Below are 16585 nucleotides of genomic sequence, written 5' to 3'. Positions count from 1 at the left end.
AATCAATAGAACGCATCCGTAGAATGAATTTGTCAATAGCAGCCGGCGCCGTACCTTAGCGCCAAATGGAGGACGCGTTGATGGCCTGGACTTTTTCCAACCCGGTAAGGATCGAATTCGGAGCCGACAGCTTCGATAAGCTGCCGGCGCTGATCGGCAAGCGCGCCTATGCGCTCGTGACCTATGGCGAGCCGTTCTTCGCCGAGCTCGAGCGGCGGCTGAGCGATGCGGCGGGGCCTTCCGTTCTGACCATCCGCGACGTCGCACCCAATCCGGATTACCGGCTGCTCACCGAGCAGACCGCGCGTTTTGGCGGGCTCGCCAGGCAGCCCGAGGTGATCGTCGCGCTCGGTGGCGGCTCGGTGATCGATTCCGCAAAGGTGTTCGCCGCTGCCGGCGGCGACTTCGCGACCGTCATGACCTATCTGGAAACGCAGCAGGGAGCCGATCGCCTTTCGGCTACCCCGATCATCGCGGTGCCGACCACCGCAGGCACCGGCAGTGAGGTGACGTGCTGGGGCACGGTGTGGGACGAGGCCAAAGGCAAGAAATATTCGCTGGCGCGCCCATCGCTCTATCCGACCCATGCGGTGATCGATCCGCGCCTGATGCTCGGCAAGCCGCAGCTTCTGACCATCAGCACCGGGCTCGACGCGCTGTCGCATGCGCTGGAGAGCATCTGGAACGTCAACAACAACCCGGTGTCGGCCAACCACGCGGTATCAGCCGCGCGCGGTGTTCTCGACGTGCTGCCGAAGCTCGCGAGCGATCTCGGCAATCTCGAGCTGCGCAGCCGCATGGCGCAGGCGGCGCTGTTCGCGGGTCTGGCGTTCTCCAACACCAAGACCGCGATCGCGCATTCACTGTCCTATCCGATCACGCTGCGGCACGGCGTGCAGCACGGCATTGCCTGCTCGTTCTCGCTGCCGATGGTGCTGCGGAGCGTACGGGGAGCAGGCGGGCTCTGCGAGGACAGCCTCAAGCAGATCTTCGGTGGCGATCTGGCGCGGGCGGCCGACGATCTCGAAGACTTCATGGCGCGGCTCGGCATCTCCTGCAATCCGGCCGCCTACAGGATCGAGCGCGCGGAATGGCACGCGCTGATCGCGGACTCACTGCAGGGCGAGCGTGGCCGCAACTTTCTGGGATCGAAGGAGCGGCTGATCGAGGCAGCGCAGACGCTGCGGATGCCGAGCGCGGTCAGCGCGTGACGACGGCGCAGTGACAAGGAGAGACATCATGCAAGACAATCGCAAAACCATCACCGTCAACGGGCGCCGCTACGATGCGCCGACGCGGCCGACGGTCGTGATCTGCCTGGACGGTTCGGAGCCAGGCTACATCGAACAGGCGATCGAGGCCGGCGTGGCGCCGACCTTCGCGCGCTTCATGAAGGAGGGCGCGCATGTGCATGCTGCCAGCGTGATCCCGAGCTTCACCAATCCGAACAACCTCTCGATCATCACCGGACGGCCGCCCGCGGTGCACGGCATTGCCGGCAACTACTTCTATGATACGGCGAGCAACGCCGAAGTCATGATGAACGATCCGAAATTCCTGCGCGCGCCGACCATCCTGGCCGGTGTCCACGACGCCGGCTACAAGGTCGCGGCCGTCACCGCCAAGGACAAGCTGCGCACATTGCTGGCCTATGGGCTCGATTATGCGAGCGGCCGCGCCATCGCCTTCTCGTCGGAGAAAGCCAACCAGGCCACCAAGGCCAATAACGGCATCGACAATGTGCTCGACTTCGTCGGCCTGCCGCTGCCCGAAGTCTATTCGGCCGACCTGTCGCGCTTCGTGTTTGCGGCCGGCGTCAAGCTGGTCGAGCGGCACCGTCCGGACCTGATGTACCTGTCGACCACCGACTACGTCCAGCACAAGGTCGGGCTCGGCACCAAGGTCGCCAACGACTTCTATGCGATGATCGATGGCTATCTTGCCCAGCTCGACGCGCTCGGCTGCACCATCGTGGCGACCGCCGACCACGGCATGAACGACAAGTTCTTGCCCGACGGCAAGCCCGACGTGATCTACCTCCAGGACGTCATGGACGATTGGACGGGTACGGGCGCCGCGCGCGTGATCCTGCCGATCACCGATCCGTATGTCGCCCATCATGGCGCGCTTGGTTCGTTCGCGACGATCTATACGCCCGAGGGCGCCAACGTCGATACGCTCCTGATGCGGCTGCGGGACACCGGCGGTATCGAGGTCGCGCTGACGCGCAAGGACGCCTGCGCCAGGTTCGAGCTGCCGCCGGACCGGATCGGCGACATCGTCGTGATCTCCACCAGGCACAAGGTGCTCGGCACCAGCGAAGCCCGTCACGATCTGTCGGGCCTGACCGAGCCGCTGCGCTCGCATGGCGGGCTGACCGAGGAGCGGGTGCCGCTGATCGCCAACCGCAAGATCGCGCTGCCGGCGGGTCACACCTTGCGCAACTTCGACGCCTTCGACGTCGCGCTCAACCGGATCCAGTGATTCCTTGGACTTGAGGACATTGCCATGAACGTCCAGACCCCCGCCGTTCGCCACGAGCAGATGCGCATCGCAGGCAGCCTCGTCGACACCGACGAGCACGTCGAGGTTTTCAATCCCTACACCAACAAGGTGGTGGGCACGGTGCCGGCGGCGCGCCCGGAGCATGTGCGCAGCGCGTTCGCCAGGGCGGCGGCGTTCAAGCCGAAGCTGACGCGCTACGAGCGCCAGCGCATCCTGCTCCGCACCGCCGAGATCTTGGCGGGCCGCAAGGAGGAATTCGCGCGGCTGATCACCGCGGAATCCGGCCTGTGCTGGAAGGATTCGCTCTACGAGGCCGGCCGCGCCTACGACGTCTACTCCTTTGCCGGCCAGCTCACGATCAAGGATGATGGCGAGACCTTCTCCTGCGACATCAGCCCGCAAGGCAAGGCGCGCAAGATCTTCACGACGCGGACGCCGCTGCTCGGCGCGATCTCGGCGATCACGCCGTTCAACCATCCACTCAACATGGTGAGCCACAAGATCGCGCCGGCGATCGCGACCAACAACCGCGTGGTGCTGAAGCCGACCGAGCTGACGCCGCTGACCGCGCTTGCGCTCGCCGACGTGCTGTACGAGGCCGGGCTGCCGCCGGAGATGCTGTCGGTGGTGACGGGCAATCCGCATTCGATGGGCGATGCGATGATATCAGACCCCGACGCCGATCTCGTGACCTTCACCGGCTCGGTCAGGGTCGGCAAGCACATCGCTGCCAAGGCGGGCTATAAGCGCGTGGTGCTCGAGCTCGGCGGCAACGATCCGCTGATCGTGATGGAAGACGCCGACCTCGACAAGGCGGCGGAGCTTGCGGTCACCGGCGCGACCAAGAATTCAGGCCAGCGCTGTACCGCCGTCAAGCGCATCCTCTGCGTGGAGGCGGTCGCCGACGATTTCGTAGCCCTCGTTCTGAAGAAGGCACGCACCCTGAAGTGCGGCGACCCGACGGATCCGACGGTCGATGTCGGCACCGTGATCCATGAGGGTGCGGCCAGGGAATTCGAGCGCCGCGTCAACGCGGCCGTCGTCGACGGCGCCGAGCTGCTGCACGGCAATGACCGCAAGGGCGCGCTGTATCCGCCGACGGTGGTCGACCGGATTCCCTACACCAGCGAGCTGGTGATGCAGGAGACCTTCGGTCCGGTGATCCCGATCATCCGCGTCCCCAACGACATCGACAGCGTGATCCGGATTTCGAATTCGACCGCGTTCGGTCTGTCGTCCGGCGTCTGCACCAACCGGCTCGACTACATCACGCGGTTCGTCAACGAGCTCGACGTCGGCACCGTCAATGTCTGGGAAGTGCCGGGCTACCGGATCGAGATGTCGCCGTTCGGCGGAATCAAGGACTCCGGCCTTGGCTACAAGGAAGGCGTGCAGGAGGCGATCAAGAGCTTCACCAACGTCAAGACCTACTCGCTGCCCTGGCCTGCATAGCCTGCAGCCGAGGAGAAGCGAAGCCCGCGCGATGACAACAAGAAGACTGTGCGGCCGGAACGCGAAAATTCAAAGTTGGCAACAGGGGAGGTTTCAATGTCGGTCACATTCAGTCCGGCGAGCGTGGGCTCGGTCGGGATACAAAACCCGGAGCTTGCGACATCGTTCCGGCGCGCGCAGTGGCGGATGCTGTTCGCGGCGATGTTCTGCTATCTGTTCTTCTACACCGGACGGCAAACCTTCGGCTTCGCCATTCCCGGCATCCAGGCCGAGTTCGGCGTCACCAAGGAGGCGCTGGGCTGGGCCAGCGCGGCGCTGTTGTGGTGCTACGCGGTCGGGCAGGTCATTAACGGCAATCTCGGCGACAAGTTCGGCGGTCGCCGCGTGATGAGCGCGGGCGCGATCCTCTCCTTCATGATGAACTGGGCCACCAGCCTCTCGACCGGCATCGTCAGCCTCACCGTGTTCTGGGGCATTAACGGCTACTTCCAGTCGATGGGATGGGCACCGGGCAGCCGCCTGCTGTCGAACTGGTGGGGCCGGCACGAGCGCGGCACGGTCTACGGGCTCTACACGTTCGCGGCCGGTCTTGCCTCGGTGCTGTCGTTCGTCACCTCGCTGGTGGTGGTCGGCTACTTCCAGCTCGACTGGCGCTGGATCTTCCGCATCCCGGTGGTGCTGCTGCTGCTCGGCGGCATCGCGTTCTATTTGATCGCGCGCGAGAAGCCCGAAGACATGGGCTTTGCCTCGCCGCATGACGAGGCCGATGACGTCACGGCAACCGAGGCCGCGGTCGAGGCCGATGAGGGCTCGCTCGCGCGCTACAAGGCGGTGCTGTCGAACTGGCGCCTGCTGGTCGCCGGCGTCTCGATCGGCTTCCAGAACGCGGCGCGCTACGGACTCCTGGTGTGGGTGCCCGTGCATTTCCTCGGCAGCAACTGGGCCAAGGCCGGTGCGACCTCGGCGATCGATCCGCGCTGGATCAGCATCGCGCTGCCGGTCGGCATGGCGGTGGGGGCCTTCAGCAACGGCTGGGTCTCGGACAAGGTGTTCGGCTCGCGCCGCTACCTCGCCATTGTGCTTTATATGGTGCTCGCCGCGGTCACCGCGCTGTGCATGTATGCGATCCCGACTTCCGAGGTCTATCTCGGGATGACGGTGCTATTCCTGTGCGGCTTCTTCACCTATGGCCCGCAATCCTCGTTCTGGGCGCTGTGCCCGGATCTGGTCGGCCACAAGCGGGCAGGGACCGCAACCGGGGTGATGAACTCCTTCGCCTATCTGTTCGCAGGTCTCGGCGAGCCCATCATTGGCCACTTCATGGACAAGCATAACCAGACGTCGCTGGTGTTCCTGGTCGTCGCGGTCTGCGCCACCTCCAGTGCGGTAGTGGCGGCCTTCATCCGCCGCTGACGAAAAGTCCGCATCGGCGGCTCACAACAGGTCCGCGCTCCACGGGAAGCGCGGACCTACTCTTTTTGGAATGAGCAGAACGCCGTTGCGCGCGGTCGCTGCACCCGGAACGGCGGGCCAATTCCCTGAAATCACTCGCGCGGGCAGGTGAGCTGACGCCCAATTCTTCACCACGGGCTGACCAATAACAAGGCTTGTTCGAAATAATATCTAGCAATATCAATATTATATAGAAAGTTGCATGCAGAATGCAAAATGTGCTTGTCCCGTCCGCCTCCTTGAAGCAGATTTCGCACGGGCAGGAGAGGGCCAATGACCTTCGATGACGAGGGTCGCGCCACGGGCAAAAACAATCTGCCGGCAGAGGAGCGAGCAATGAGCGATCAGGTGTCCACCATCGCAATGGCAGATACGGCGAAGCCGACCGGCATGCGCTGGAAGATCTTCCTGCTGATGCTGTTCCTGATCTCGATCAACTATATCGATCGCGCCTCGCTGTCGGTCGCGATGCCTGTCATCGCCAAGGAGTTCGATATCGATCCGGCGATGCAGGGCCTGATCCTGAGCTCGTTCTTCTGGACCTACGCGCTGATGCAGGTGCCGGGCGGCATGCTCGCCGACCGCTTCAAGCCGCGCATCGTGATCGCGCTCGCAACGCTGTTCTGGGGCTTCTTCCAGGCGCTGGCGGCGCTGTCCACCAGCTGGATGCTGCTGCTCCTGACCCGGCTCGGGCTCGGCGCGTCGGAAGCGCCGATCTATCCGGCCGGCGGCAAGCTCAACGCGATCTGGATGACGCAGACCGAGCGCAGCCGGGGCGCCACGCTGCTGGACGGCGGTGCGCCGCTTGGTGCCGCGCTCGGATCGATCGTGATCGCGTGGCTGATGGCGGCGTTCAGTTCCTGGCGCGTCGCCTTTGTGGTCGCGGGCGTCGGCACCATGCTGTGCGGGCTGTGGGCCTGGTACTACATCCGCAACGCGCCGCGCGAGCATCCGTCGGTCAACGAAGCCGAGATGCGCTATCTCGAGCAGGCGCATGCGATCGAGGACGCGGCGACGCCGCCTTCCTCGGGCGCAAGCTGGATGGCGTATTTCCGCTTTCGCTCGGTCTGGTGCATGTGCCTGGGCTGGATGTTCTTCAACACCACCTTCTACGGGCTGTTGACCTGGATGCCGACCTACCTGTTCAAGGTGCACGGCTTCGACATCAAGGCACTCGGTGGCGCATCCTTCATCATCTTCTTCGCGGGCTTCGTCGGCGAACTGGTCGGCGGCTGGATCGGCGATGGCTGGCGGGAGCGCGGCGGGGCGCCGAACACCGTGTTCCGCACTTTGTTCGGCATCGCGGCGATCATGGCGACCGTCTCGATCTTCCTCGTCGCCTACGTCACCAATGCGGTCGCGGTGGTGGTGCTGCTGTCGACGACGCTGTTCTTCCTACGCTGGTGCGGTATGTACTGGGCCATACCTTCGGCGCTGGCGGGCCGCGGCAAGTCCGGCTTCCTCGGCGGCTGCATGAATCTCGGCGGCAACATCGCCGGCGTCACGACGCCGTTGATCGTCGGCTTCATCGTGCAGGCCACCGGCTCCTACTTCCTGGCCCTGATGTATTTCGCCGCCGCGGGCATTGCGCTGTTGATCTGCTCGACCCTGATCGACTACAGCCGCAAGCTCCCGGTCTAGAGCGTTGTCGAGCGAAGTGGATACCGGTTCGCGTGAACAAAACGCGTCAAAACATGAAGCTAGAGCTCCCTTCCGATTCAATCGGAACGGAAGAGGCTCTAGAACGGATGCGGCCGAGTCTGCCAAAGGTTCGGCCGGTTGATGAGGCTCACGAATGACACGTCCCGTCCGGCTCGGCATGCTGACGCCGTCGTCGAATACCGCACTCGAGCCGATCACCTGCGCGATGCTATCAGGCGTCGACGACGTCTCGGCGCATTTCTCTCGCTTCAAGGTGACCGAGATCGCGCTGTCGGAACAGGCGCTGCGCCAGTTCGACGCCAGCGAGATTCTTCGCGCGGCGGAATTGCTCGCGCATGCCAAGGTTGACGTCATCGCCTGGAACGGCACCTCGGCAAGCTGGCTCGGCTTCGATCGCGACGAGAGCCTTTGCGAGCAGATCACGGCGGCAACCGGGATCAAGGCCTGCACCACGGTGCTGGCCTATCGTGACCTGCTGCGGCGGATCGGCGCCAAGCGCATCGGACTGGTGACGCCGTATCGCAAGGATGTCCAGGACAAGATCATCGCCAACTGGAATTCGGAGGGGCTGCATTGCTTCGCCGAGCGGCATCTCGCGCTGCAGGACAATTTCTCCTTTGCCGAGGTCAGCGAGGCCGAGGTCGCCGGGATGATTGAGCAGGTGGTGCGCGAAGGCTGCGATGCCGCCGTCGTGCTCTGCACCAACATGCGCGGCGCGGGCGCCGCGGAGCGGCTGGAGCGTGGGTTTGGCGTGCCGGTGCTGGATTCGATTGCGGTGACGCTGTGGGCGTGTCTCGCCGCGGCGGGCTGCGATCCGTCGCGGGTGCAAGGCTGGGGCAGCTTGTTCACCGACCCCGATCTGCGCGCAGCGACCGCGATCTCCAATCAAAACGATAAAGGCGTGCGGTGACTGAAGCCAGGGCGACCAGACGTAGCAAGGAACCCAAGCGCGCGATGACGGCGCTGCAACGGCGACGCCTGCGCGTGCCGCGGGTCGGACTGCACGAGCAGGCGGCGGCGCGGCTGCGCACCATGATCGTGCGCGGCGAACTGGCGCCGGGGCAGTCGCTGGGGGAGGCGGACCTGTCCGATGCGCTCGGCATTTCGCGGACCCCGCTGCGCGAGGCGCTGAAACAATTGGCGAGTGAAGGCCTGGTAGAGCTGCGGCTCAACCACAGCGCCGTGGTCGCGCCGTTCCGCCGCGCCGAGCTGACCGAATTGTTCGAGGCCGTCAGCGGCATCGAGCGCTGCGCCGCGGAGCTTGCCGCGCTCCGCATGGAGGGAGCCGACTTCGAACGGCTCGAGGCGCTGCAGGACAAGATCGAGTGGCATCACGGCCGCGGCGAGCTGCGCGACTATTTCCAGACTAACCAGTTGATCCACTCGGCGATCGTGGGCTTTGCGCGCAATGCGGTGCTGAAGGCGACGCATGAGGCGCTGTTGGCGCGGGCCGAGCGCGCGCGCTTCTTCGCGCTGTCGGTGCTCGGGCGGTGGGACGAATCGGTGCGCGAGCACCAGGAGATTCTGACCGCGCTAAGGGCGCGGGATGCGGCCCGTGCCGGGCAGGTGCTGGCCAATCACGTGCGCCGCACCGGCGAGATCGTCGCCGAAACGCTGGATACCCCGGCGGATAACGCCGCGGCGCCGGACGCTCCCGCAAAGCCGCGCGGCCGCAAGATGAGGAAAGCTGCGCCATGAAGATCCTGCTGCTCAATCCCAATACGACGGTGGCGGTGACGGATCTGCTCCATGCAGCCGGCAGCAAAGTGGCATCGGCCGGTACTGAGCTGGTGCCCGCGACCGCCTCGCGCGGCGTGCCCTATATCGCGACCCGCGCCGAGGCGCAGATCGGCGGCGCGATCGCGCTGGAGATGCTGGCCGAGGCTGGCCCCGGCATCGATGCGGCTGTCATCGCCGCGTTCGGCGATCCCGGCCTGTTCGGCGCGCGCGAGCTGTTTGCGTTTCCGGTCGTGGGATTGGCCGAGGCCGCGATGCTCACCGCCTGCATGCTCGGGCGGCGGTTCTCGATCGTGACCTTCGCCGGCGCGCTGGCGCCCTGGTACGAGGAATGCGTCGCCATGCACGGACTGAGTTCACGCTGTGCCGGCATCCGCACGCTCGACGGAGCGTTTCAGTCGATCTCGGAGGTGCAGGCCGAGAAGGAAGAGCTGCTGGTCGCACTCGCCAACCGGGCGGTGGAACAGGATGGCGCCGATATCGTCATTCTGTCAGGCGCGCCGCTCGCCGGACTCGCGGCAAAAGTCCGCGATCGCATTCCGGTGCCCGTGGTCGATCCCGTCGCGGCCGCGGTGCGCCAGGCGGAGACGCTCGCCGTGCTCAAGCCGCGCAAGGCGGTGGCCGGCACCTTCCGCCGTCCCGATCCGAAGCCGACGTGCGGGCTGGCCGAGCCGCTTGCCGCAATCATCGAACATCGCTCACCGAAGGAGGGGACCCGCTGATGTCCTTCGATACCATCATCCGCGGCGGCACCGTCGTGACCGCTGCCGACACCTTCGCCTGCGACGTCGGAATTCGCGACGGCAAGATTACGGCGCTTGGACACGATCTCGGTACGGCACCGAACATCATCGATGCGACCGGCCGGCTGGTGCTGCCCGGCGGCATCGACAGCCACGTCCATTTCGCCCAGCCGTCGGGTGACGGCATCGTGATGGCCGACGGCTTTGCCAGCGGCACCCGCTCGGCGGCGTTCGGCGGCAACACCACGGTGTTGCCGTTCTGCCTGCAGGAGAAGGGCCAGACGCTGCGCGAGGCGTTGAAGCACTATCATTCGTTGGCGGAAGGCGAATGCCATGTCGACGTCGCCTTTCATCTGATCGTCACCGACCCGACCGAGCACGTGCTCGGCCAGGAGCTGCCGGCGCTGGTCGAGGACGGCTACACCTCGCTCAAGGTCTTCATGACCTATGAGGGGCTGGCGCTGTCGGATCGCGAACTGCTCGAGACCATGTCGGTGGCGCGCGAGACCGGCGCGATGCTGATGGTGCATGCGGAGAATTTCGATGCGATCCGCTTCCTGACCGATCGGCTCGAGCGCGCCGGCAACACCGCGCCGCGCTTCCACGCGACCTCGCGGCCGATCCCGGTCGAGCGCGAGGCGACGCACCGCGCGATCTCGCTGTCCGAGCTTGTCGACGTTCCTGTTATGATCGTGCATGTCTCGAACCGGGAGGCGATGGACGAGATTCGGCGCGCGCAGCAGCGCGGGCTCCGGGTGATGGGAGAAACCTGTCCGCAATATCTCATGCTGACCGAAAAGGATCTCGATCAGCTCAACATGGAAGGCGCGAAATACGTCTGCTCGCCGCCGCCGCGCGATGCCGCCAGCCAGCTGGCCTGCTGGGAAGGCCTGCAGCAAAAAGTGTTCTCGGTGTTCTCGTCGGACCATTGTCCGTTCCGCTACGACGACCCGCAGGGCAAGCTTGCACCGAAGGGGCGCACCAGCTTCCGCTGGGTGCCGAACGGAATTCCGGGCGTGGCGACGCGGCTGCCGATCCTGTTTTCCGAAGGCGTCGTGAAGGGCCGTATCGACCTCAACAGCTTCGTCGCGTTCAGCGCCACCAACCATGCCAAGATCTACGGCCTCTACCCACGCAAGGGGACGATCGCGGTCGGCTCGGATGCCGACATCGCGCTGTGGGACCCGAAGCGCAAGGTGACGATCCGCCACGAGCTGATCCATGACGGCGCGGACTACACGCCCTATGAAGGACTGGAAGTCACGGGCTGGCCGGTACTGACCATGGTGCGCGGCAAGGTGGTCGTCGACGACGGCACGCTGGTCGGTGGCAAGGACCACGGCACGTATTTGCCGCGCTCCAAACCGCAGCCAGGAGCGACCATTCCCTAGAGTGCGAAGCAAGAAGGCAGGAGATCAACATGCCCTATGCGACAACTGATGACGGTGTACGTCTTTATTTCGAGGAGACCGGATCCGGCCATCCGGTGATCCTGGTCCACGAATTCGCCGGCGACCTGCGCAGCTACGAGCCGCAGATGCGGCATTTCGGCAAGCGCTTTCGGACCGTCGCCTACAACGCGCGGGGCTTTCCGCCGTCGGATGTGCCGGAGCAGGTCTCGTCCTATTCGCAGGCGCGCGCCGCCGACGACATCCTGGCCGTGCTGGATCATATCGGCGCGCCGAAGGCCCATATCGTCGGCCTCTCGATGGGCGGCTTCGCGACTTTGCATTTCGGTCTGCGCCACTCGACACGGGCGCTGTCGCTGTGCATCGGCGGCTGCGGCTATGGCGCCGAGCTCGACAAGCGCGAGACGTTTCGCGCCGAGGCCGACGTGATCGCGGGCATGATCCGCAAGGAGGGCATGCCGGCCTTCGCCGAGCGCTACGCCTACGGGCCGACGCGCGTGCAGTACGAGAACAAGGATCCGCGCGGCCACGCCGAGTTCAAGGCCATGCTGGCCGAGCATTCGGCCGCGGGATCGGCCAACACCCAGCAGGGCGTGCAGAAGGAGCGTCCGTCGCTCTACACGCTGGTCGACGAGATGAAGCGCATCACGGTGCCGACGCTAATCATCACCGGCGACGAGGATTGGCCATGCCTGTTGCCGGGCATCCTGATGAAGCAGAGCATCCCATCGGCCGCGCTTGCGGTGATGCCGAACTGCGGCCACGCCATCAACATCGAGGAGCCCGACGAATACAACCGGATCGTCGGCGATTTCCTGGCGCAGGTCGAAAGCGGCCGCTGGCCGCAGCGCGATCCCAGAGCCGTCAGCGCCTCGATTACGGGGATGAAGGACTAAAGCAGCAAATCCAAAAAAGACGCCGGTGCCGTGTCCGAGTCGGGTCAAGCCGGGACAGGCCCCTCGATCCGACGAACTTCACGTACTGCGTCGCGGGTGGCAATCCGGGCGTGCAATACGACGCATGCACGAGAGCCCGACCACTGCGTGGACGGTCGCCCAATTGGCGAAGGAGGCGGCGCTCTCTCGTTCAGCGTTCTTCGAGCGCTTCAACCGCGCGGTGGGCGTCGCACCGATGGAGTATCTGCTCGGCTGGCGGCTGGCGATGGCGGAGAGCATGCTCCGGCAGAACCGAAGTGGTATCGCCGAAATTGCGGAGCGTGTTGGTTACGGCTCCGCGAGCGCTTTCAGCGTCGCGTTCACCCGCCATGTCGGACCGCCGCCGACGCAGTATGCGCGCGAGCGGGCGCAGTCGTGATGTGGTCGTGATGCGCGCAGCACACGCTGCAGCGCGACAGCTCCGATCTTGCATTGAGTGATGATCGAGCCGCGTCCGCAGATCGCCGCATCGCGTGAAGCTGACGAAGAGGGGCGTCATGCGCGCGGAAATTGATCACTCGATGTCTGCTGCAACCGATGCACATGCGTGCGCGCCATTCGTCATCGCATTCACTGGTGATTGCACACAACTGACACAGACCTGTCACCGGTGGTGGCTAACTTGTCGCAGGTCGACGTCATAAATCTGTAAAATCAAGGGGCACTACGGTGAAAGCCAAATTTCTTTCGACGGTCGGAGTCTGTCTGGTTGCTGCCGCTGCGGTGATGTGCGGCGCCGCGGCTCAAGACGACAACAAAGGCAACAACGGTCACGATCATCATCCGCACGACATCCACACGCAAACTCCGATCAAGCATCTCGTCGTCATCTTCAACGAGAACCGCTCGTTCGATCATTATTTCGCGACCTATCCGAATGCGGCCAACCCGACCGGCTCCATTCCGTTCACCGCGAAGCCGCATACGCCGAAGGTGAACAACCTCGCCAACGCCAATCTGCTGACCAACAACCCGAACACCAATCCGGCCAACGGCACCGGCGCGACCAATCCGTTCCGTCTCGACCGAACGCAGGCCAACACCAGATCGCAGAACCATGCCTACACGCCCGAGCAGCAGGCGGTCGACAACGGCAAGGACGACCTGTTTCCGGAATTCACCGGCCGCGGCACTGCCGGCGGCGTCGGCGCTTTCGGCACCAACGGGCAGGTGATGGGCTATTTCGACGGCAACACCGTCACGGCGTTCTGGAACTACGCCCAGAACTTCGCGATGAGCGACAATAGCTGGACCGACACTTTTGGTCCGTCGACGCCCGGCGCGCTCGAGGTGGTTTCCGGCCAGACCAACGGTGCGCAGAACATCATCGGCACGTCATCGTCGATCGCCGATGGCCAGGGCGGCCTGACGCTGATTGGTGATACCGACCCTGCTTACGACTCCTGCTCGAGCACGACCAGCCAAGTCTTGATGACCAGCAACAACATCGGCGACCTGCTCAACGCCGAGCAGATCAGCTGGGGCAGCTTCATGGGCGGCTTCGACCTGACGCTCAAGAACAGCAACGGCACCAGCAACTGCGCCCGCAGTACCTTCTCGAGCAACGTCAACGGCACCATCGTGGACTACATCCCGCACCACGCCTGGTTCCAGTACTACAAGTCGACCGCCAACCCGACCCATGCGCGGCCGAGCTCGGTGAACGCCGTGGGCCACACCTACGTTCCCGGCAGCAAGACGCTCGATCCGGCCAATCATGCCTACGATCTCGAGGACTTCTACGCTTCGGTGAAAGCCGGCAACTTCCCGGCGGTCTCCTACATCAAGATGCCGGCCTATCAGGACGGTCATCCCGGCAACTCCGATCCGCTCGACGAGCAGGCCGGCAATGTCGAGCTGATCAACTTTTTGCAGAAGCAGAAGGAGTGGCGCGAGACCGCGGTCATCGTCACCTACGACGACTCCGACGGCTGGTACGACCACCAGTACCTTGCACCGACCAGCGCGTCGTATGATCCGACCGCCGATCAGGTCAACGGTCCCGGCCAGTGCGGCCGCGGTATCGGCAAGCAGACGCAGCCGAAGGGCCTCAACGGCCAGCCGGTGAACGGCCGTTGCGGTCCCGGCACGCGCGTCCCGTTCCTGGTGATCTCGCCCTACGCCAAGACGAACTTCGTCAGCCACACTCGCATCTCGCAGGCCTCCGTGGTGCGCTTCATCGAAGACAACTGGCTGCACGGCCAGCGTCTCGGCGGCGGCGCGTTCGACGACAGCGTCGAATCGATCGCGGACATGTTCGATTTCGATCACGGTCACGATCACGACGGTGACGATCGGCAGAACAAGCTGTTCCTCGATCCGACCGCCGGCACGGTTATCGTCAGCTCGTCTGATGATCATCATCACTAACGCTCTGGGATCACTGGACGTCATATGAACGGCCGCAATTTGTGGCTTCTCGGCGCCGGCCTGCTCTGCATGGCCGGCGCCGTTGCGGCAGTCGAGACGCAAGGACTTCCGGGGACAAATCCAAACCCGGTGCAGCTCCGGCGTCCGCCGGTCGCCCCGCTGTCCGGCATGGCACAACTCGGCCGGAAAATCTTCTTCGACGCGTCGCTGTCGTCGTCGGGCGCATTGTCCTGCGCCTCCTGCCACAGTCCGGACCACGCCTACGGCCCGCCCGATGATGGGCCGGTCATGCTCGGCGGACCCGCGCAATCCCGGCAAGGCACGCGCGCCGTGCCAAGCCTGACCTATCTCGAGCGGCAACCGAATTTCAGTATCGGGCCCGAGAAGGACCAGGACGACAATGTCGTCGACTTCGCGCAACTGGCGGCGCTCGGCCGGCAGGCCACGCGCGCCAAGAAGGTCGCGACTGGAACTGCTGCGTCCGCGGTCAACATCGTGCCGCAGGGCGGTTTGTTCTGGGACGGCCGCGCCGATACGCTGCAGGACCAGGCGATCTTTCCGCTGCTCGATCCCAATGAGATGGACGGCGGCAGCATCGAGGTGGTGGCGCAGAAGCTGCGCCGGGCGAGCTATGCGCCGCGCTTTGCCGAACTGTTCGGCGCTCAGGTCTTTGACAATACGCGGCTGCTGGTGGCGGAGGCGATGTTCGCGGTCGCGCGCTATCAGGTGGAGGAGCCGAGCTTCCATCCCTACAGCAGCAAGTTCGACTACTGGCTGGAGGGCAAGGCGCGGCTCAGCGAGAGCGAGTTGCGCGGCTTGCAACTGTTCAACGATCCGGACAGGGCCAATTGTGCCGGCTGCCATACGTCGGCGCCGACCCGCGACGGCCTGCCGCCGCTGTTCACCGACCATCAGTATGAGGCGCTCGGCGCGCCACGCAACGCCGCGCTCGCCGGCAACCGCGATCCCAACTATTTCGATCTCGGGGTCTGCGGCCCGTATCGCACCGACGTTGCCGAGCAGACCCAATATTGCGGGATGTTTCTGACGCCGACCTTGCGCAACACGGCAACCCGCCGCGTGTTCTTCCACAACGGCGTCTTCACCAGCCTCGAGCAGGTGCTCGATTTCTATAATTTCCGCGATACCAATCCGGGGAAGGTGTTCCCGCGTACCGCCGACGGAACGGTGCGGAAATACGACGACCTGCCGGAGAAGTATCACGGCAATGTCGACGTCAGCGATCCGCCCTTCGAGCGCCATCCGGGCGACACTCCTGCGATGACGGCGCAGGATGAAGCCGACATCATCGCCTTCCTGAAGACGTTGACCGACGGTTACCAGCCGGAGCGGTGAGCCGCCGCATCGGTCCATCGCGGAACCGATACCTGAGTTGGCAGGTCCTCGTCATGCGCGCATAATGGGCGCATGAATGTCGTCGAAGGCAACGGCGCCAAAATCCCCGCGGTCGGGCTCGGGACATGGGAGCTGCGCGGGCGGACCTGCGCCCGCATCGTCGAGCAGGCGCTGCGGCTCGGTTACCGGCACATCGACACCGCCCAGATCTATGACAACGAACGCGAGGTCGGCGAGGGGCTGCGCGCCTCCGGCATCAAGCGCGACGACGTGTTCGTGACCACCAAGGTCTGGACCACGCATTTCATGGCAAAGGATCTCGAACGTTCCGCCAAGGAGAGCCTGGCGCGGTTGCGTTTGACCGAGGTTGATCTGTTGCTGCTGCACTGGCCCAATCCGCACGTGCCGCTTGCCGAGACGCTCGGCGCCCTGGCGCGGGTCAGGCAGGCGGGACTGGCGCGGCATATCGGAGTCTCGAACTTCAACGTGGCGCTGATCGCGGAGGCGGTGACGGCGTGCCCCGAGCCGCTCGCCTGCGACCAGGTCGAGTACCATCCCTATTTGGACCAGGCCGATCTGATCGAGGCCTGCGCCCGCCACGGCATGGCGTTCGTCGCCTACAGCCCGATCGCGAAAGGGCGGGTCAAGAATGACCGCGCGCTGGCACGGATCGGCGACCGCTATCGCAAGACCGCTGCCCAGATCTGCCTGCGCTGGCTGGTGCAACAGAATGTCTCCGCGATCCCGCGCACCTCGAAGCTCGAGCGGCTCCAGGAAAACATCGACGTCTTCGATTTCGAGCTGTCGGACGAGGACATGCGCGAGATCTCGGCGATGGGCAGCGCCGACGGGCGATGAGGCCCCGTGGCGCATTGGGGTCCTTGCCTGGGCATCAAGTCTCGGAAAAATGGCTGGGCACTGATCCGGATCATGCTATTGGCCGCTGGCCGATCGCGGGTTGGGA

Annotated in this window: 13 protein-coding genes and 1 pseudogene; all 14 read left to right on the top strand. The window is 64.7% G+C overall.

Annotation, left to right across the window (positions count from 1 at the left end; translation table 11 throughout):
• Window positions 1-80 precede the first annotated feature (80 nt).
• Window positions 81-1211 carry an iron-containing alcohol dehydrogenase PsrA gene (psrA, locus tag ABIB78_RS18765; protein WP_429027189.1) on the top strand — a complete coding sequence of 377 codons (1131 nt, stop codon included), beginning with the start codon at window positions 81-83 and terminating at the stop codon, window positions 1209-1211.
• A gap of 25 nt (window positions 1212-1236) precedes the next feature.
• Window positions 1237-2484: a phosphonoacetate hydrolase gene (phnA, locus tag ABIB78_RS18760; protein ID WP_429027413.1), complete on the top strand. Its 1248-nt coding sequence runs from the start codon at window positions 1237-1239 to the stop codon at window positions 2482-2484.
• 24 nt (window positions 2485-2508) lie between these two features.
• A complete protein-coding gene (gene phnY, locus ABIB78_RS18755) occupies window positions 2509-3957 on the top strand; it encodes a phosphonoacetaldehyde dehydrogenase (protein WP_429027187.1) in 1449 nt (482 codons plus the stop codon).
• A 96-nt stretch (window positions 3958-4053) separates the two neighbouring features.
• Entirely contained in the window at window positions 4054-5370 is a 1317-nt protein-coding gene (locus tag ABIB78_RS18750; RefSeq protein ID WP_429027185.1) for an MFS transporter, read from the top strand.
• 375 nt (window positions 5371-5745) lie between these two features.
• Window positions 5746-7050, top strand: coding sequence for an MFS transporter (locus ABIB78_RS18745; protein ID WP_429027183.1), 1305 nt, complete (start codon window positions 5746-5748; stop codon window positions 7048-7050).
• A 154-nt stretch (window positions 7051-7204) separates the two neighbouring features.
• Window positions 7205-7981, top strand: a complete 777-nt coding sequence (locus tag ABIB78_RS18740; RefSeq protein ID WP_429027182.1) for a maleate cis-trans isomerase family protein — start codon at window positions 7205-7207, stop codon at window positions 7979-7981.
• Window positions 7978-8769: a GntR family transcriptional regulator gene (locus ABIB78_RS18735; protein ID WP_429027179.1), complete on the top strand. Its 792-nt coding sequence runs from the start codon at window positions 7978-7980 to the stop codon at window positions 8767-8769. Before ABIB78_RS18740 ends, ABIB78_RS18735 begins: the two co-directional genes overlap by 4 nt.
• The gene (locus ABIB78_RS18730) at window positions 8766-9530 is read left to right on the top strand and encodes an aspartate/glutamate racemase family protein (RefSeq protein WP_429027177.1); all 765 of its coding nucleotides are present in this window, start codon (window positions 8766-8768) and stop codon (window positions 9528-9530) included. The genes ABIB78_RS18735 and ABIB78_RS18730 overlap by 4 nt, the downstream gene beginning before the upstream one ends.
• Complete coding sequence (gene hydA / locus ABIB78_RS18725; protein ID WP_429027175.1) at window positions 9530-10942, top strand: dihydropyrimidinase; 1413 nt, start codon at window positions 9530-9532, stop codon at window positions 10940-10942. The genes ABIB78_RS18730 and hydA overlap by 1 nt, the downstream gene beginning before the upstream one ends.
• A 29-nt stretch (window positions 10943-10971) precedes the next feature.
• Window positions 10972-11856 carry an alpha/beta fold hydrolase gene (locus tag ABIB78_RS18720; protein ID WP_429027173.1) on the top strand — a complete coding sequence of 295 codons (885 nt, stop codon included), beginning with the start codon at window positions 10972-10974 and terminating at the stop codon, window positions 11854-11856.
• A gap of 112 nt (window positions 11857-11968) precedes the next feature.
• Window positions 11969-12274 (top strand): annotated as a pseudogene (locus tag ABIB78_RS18715) (helix-turn-helix domain-containing protein); the annotation flags it as partial.
• Between the two features lie 347 nt (window positions 12275-12621).
• A complete protein-coding gene (locus ABIB78_RS18710; RefSeq protein ID WP_429027411.1) occupies window positions 12622-14265 on the top strand; it encodes a phospholipase C in 1644 nt (547 codons plus the stop codon).
• A gap of 24 nt (window positions 14266-14289) precedes the next feature.
• Window positions 14290-15621: a cytochrome-c peroxidase gene (locus tag ABIB78_RS18705; protein ID WP_429027171.1), complete on the top strand. Its 1332-nt coding sequence runs from the start codon at window positions 14290-14292 to the stop codon at window positions 15619-15621.
• A 72-nt stretch (window positions 15622-15693) separates the two neighbouring features.
• Entirely contained in the window at window positions 15694-16479 is a 786-nt protein-coding gene (locus tag ABIB78_RS18700; protein WP_429027168.1) for an aldo/keto reductase, read from the top strand.
• Window positions 16480-16585: the final 106 nt, after the last annotated feature.

Source organism: Bradyrhizobium sp. I1.14.4, assembly GCF_050435825.1.
In the GTDB taxonomy this organism is placed as follows: Bacteria; Pseudomonadota; Alphaproteobacteria; order Rhizobiales; family Xanthobacteraceae; genus Bradyrhizobium.
The sequence above is the reverse complement of the archived record's forward strand: the minus strand, read 5'-3'. Positions and strand labels throughout refer to the sequence as shown.

What these genes read in the sequence shown, in the direction of transcription:
- ABIB78_RS18750 (WP_429027185.1), top strand. Translation starts at nt 4,054, where the DNA reads ATGTCGGTCACATTCAGTCCGGCGAGCGTGGGCTCGGTCGGGATACAA.
- psrA (WP_429027189.1), top strand. Translation starts at nt 81, where the DNA reads ATGGCCTGGACTTTTTCCAACCCGGTAAGGATCGAATTCGGAGCCGAC.
- ABIB78_RS18740 (WP_429027182.1), top strand. Translation starts at nt 7,205, where the DNA reads ATGACACGTCCCGTCCGGCTCGGCATGCTGACGCCGTCGTCGAATACC.
- ABIB78_RS18710 (WP_429027411.1), top strand. Translation starts at nt 12,622, where the DNA reads ATGTGCGGCGCCGCGGCTCAAGACGACAACAAAGGCAACAACGGTCAC.
- ABIB78_RS18730 (WP_429027177.1), top strand. Translation starts at nt 8,766, where the DNA reads ATGAAGATCCTGCTGCTCAATCCCAATACGACGGTGGCGGTGACGGAT.
- hydA (WP_429027175.1), top strand. Translation starts at nt 9,530, where the DNA reads ATGTCCTTCGATACCATCATCCGCGGCGGCACCGTCGTGACCGCTGCC.
- ABIB78_RS18720 (WP_429027173.1), top strand. Translation starts at nt 10,972, where the DNA reads ATGCCCTATGCGACAACTGATGACGGTGTACGTCTTTATTTCGAGGAG.
- ABIB78_RS18745 (WP_429027183.1), top strand. Translation starts at nt 5,746, where the DNA reads ATGAGCGATCAGGTGTCCACCATCGCAATGGCAGATACGGCGAAGCCG.
- ABIB78_RS18700 (WP_429027168.1), top strand. Translation starts at nt 15,694, where the DNA reads ATGAATGTCGTCGAAGGCAACGGCGCCAAAATCCCCGCGGTCGGGCTC.
- ABIB78_RS18705 (WP_429027171.1), top strand. Translation starts at nt 14,290, where the DNA reads ATGAACGGCCGCAATTTGTGGCTTCTCGGCGCCGGCCTGCTCTGCATG.
- phnY (WP_429027187.1), top strand. Translation starts at nt 2,509, where the DNA reads ATGAACGTCCAGACCCCCGCCGTTCGCCACGAGCAGATGCGCATCGCA.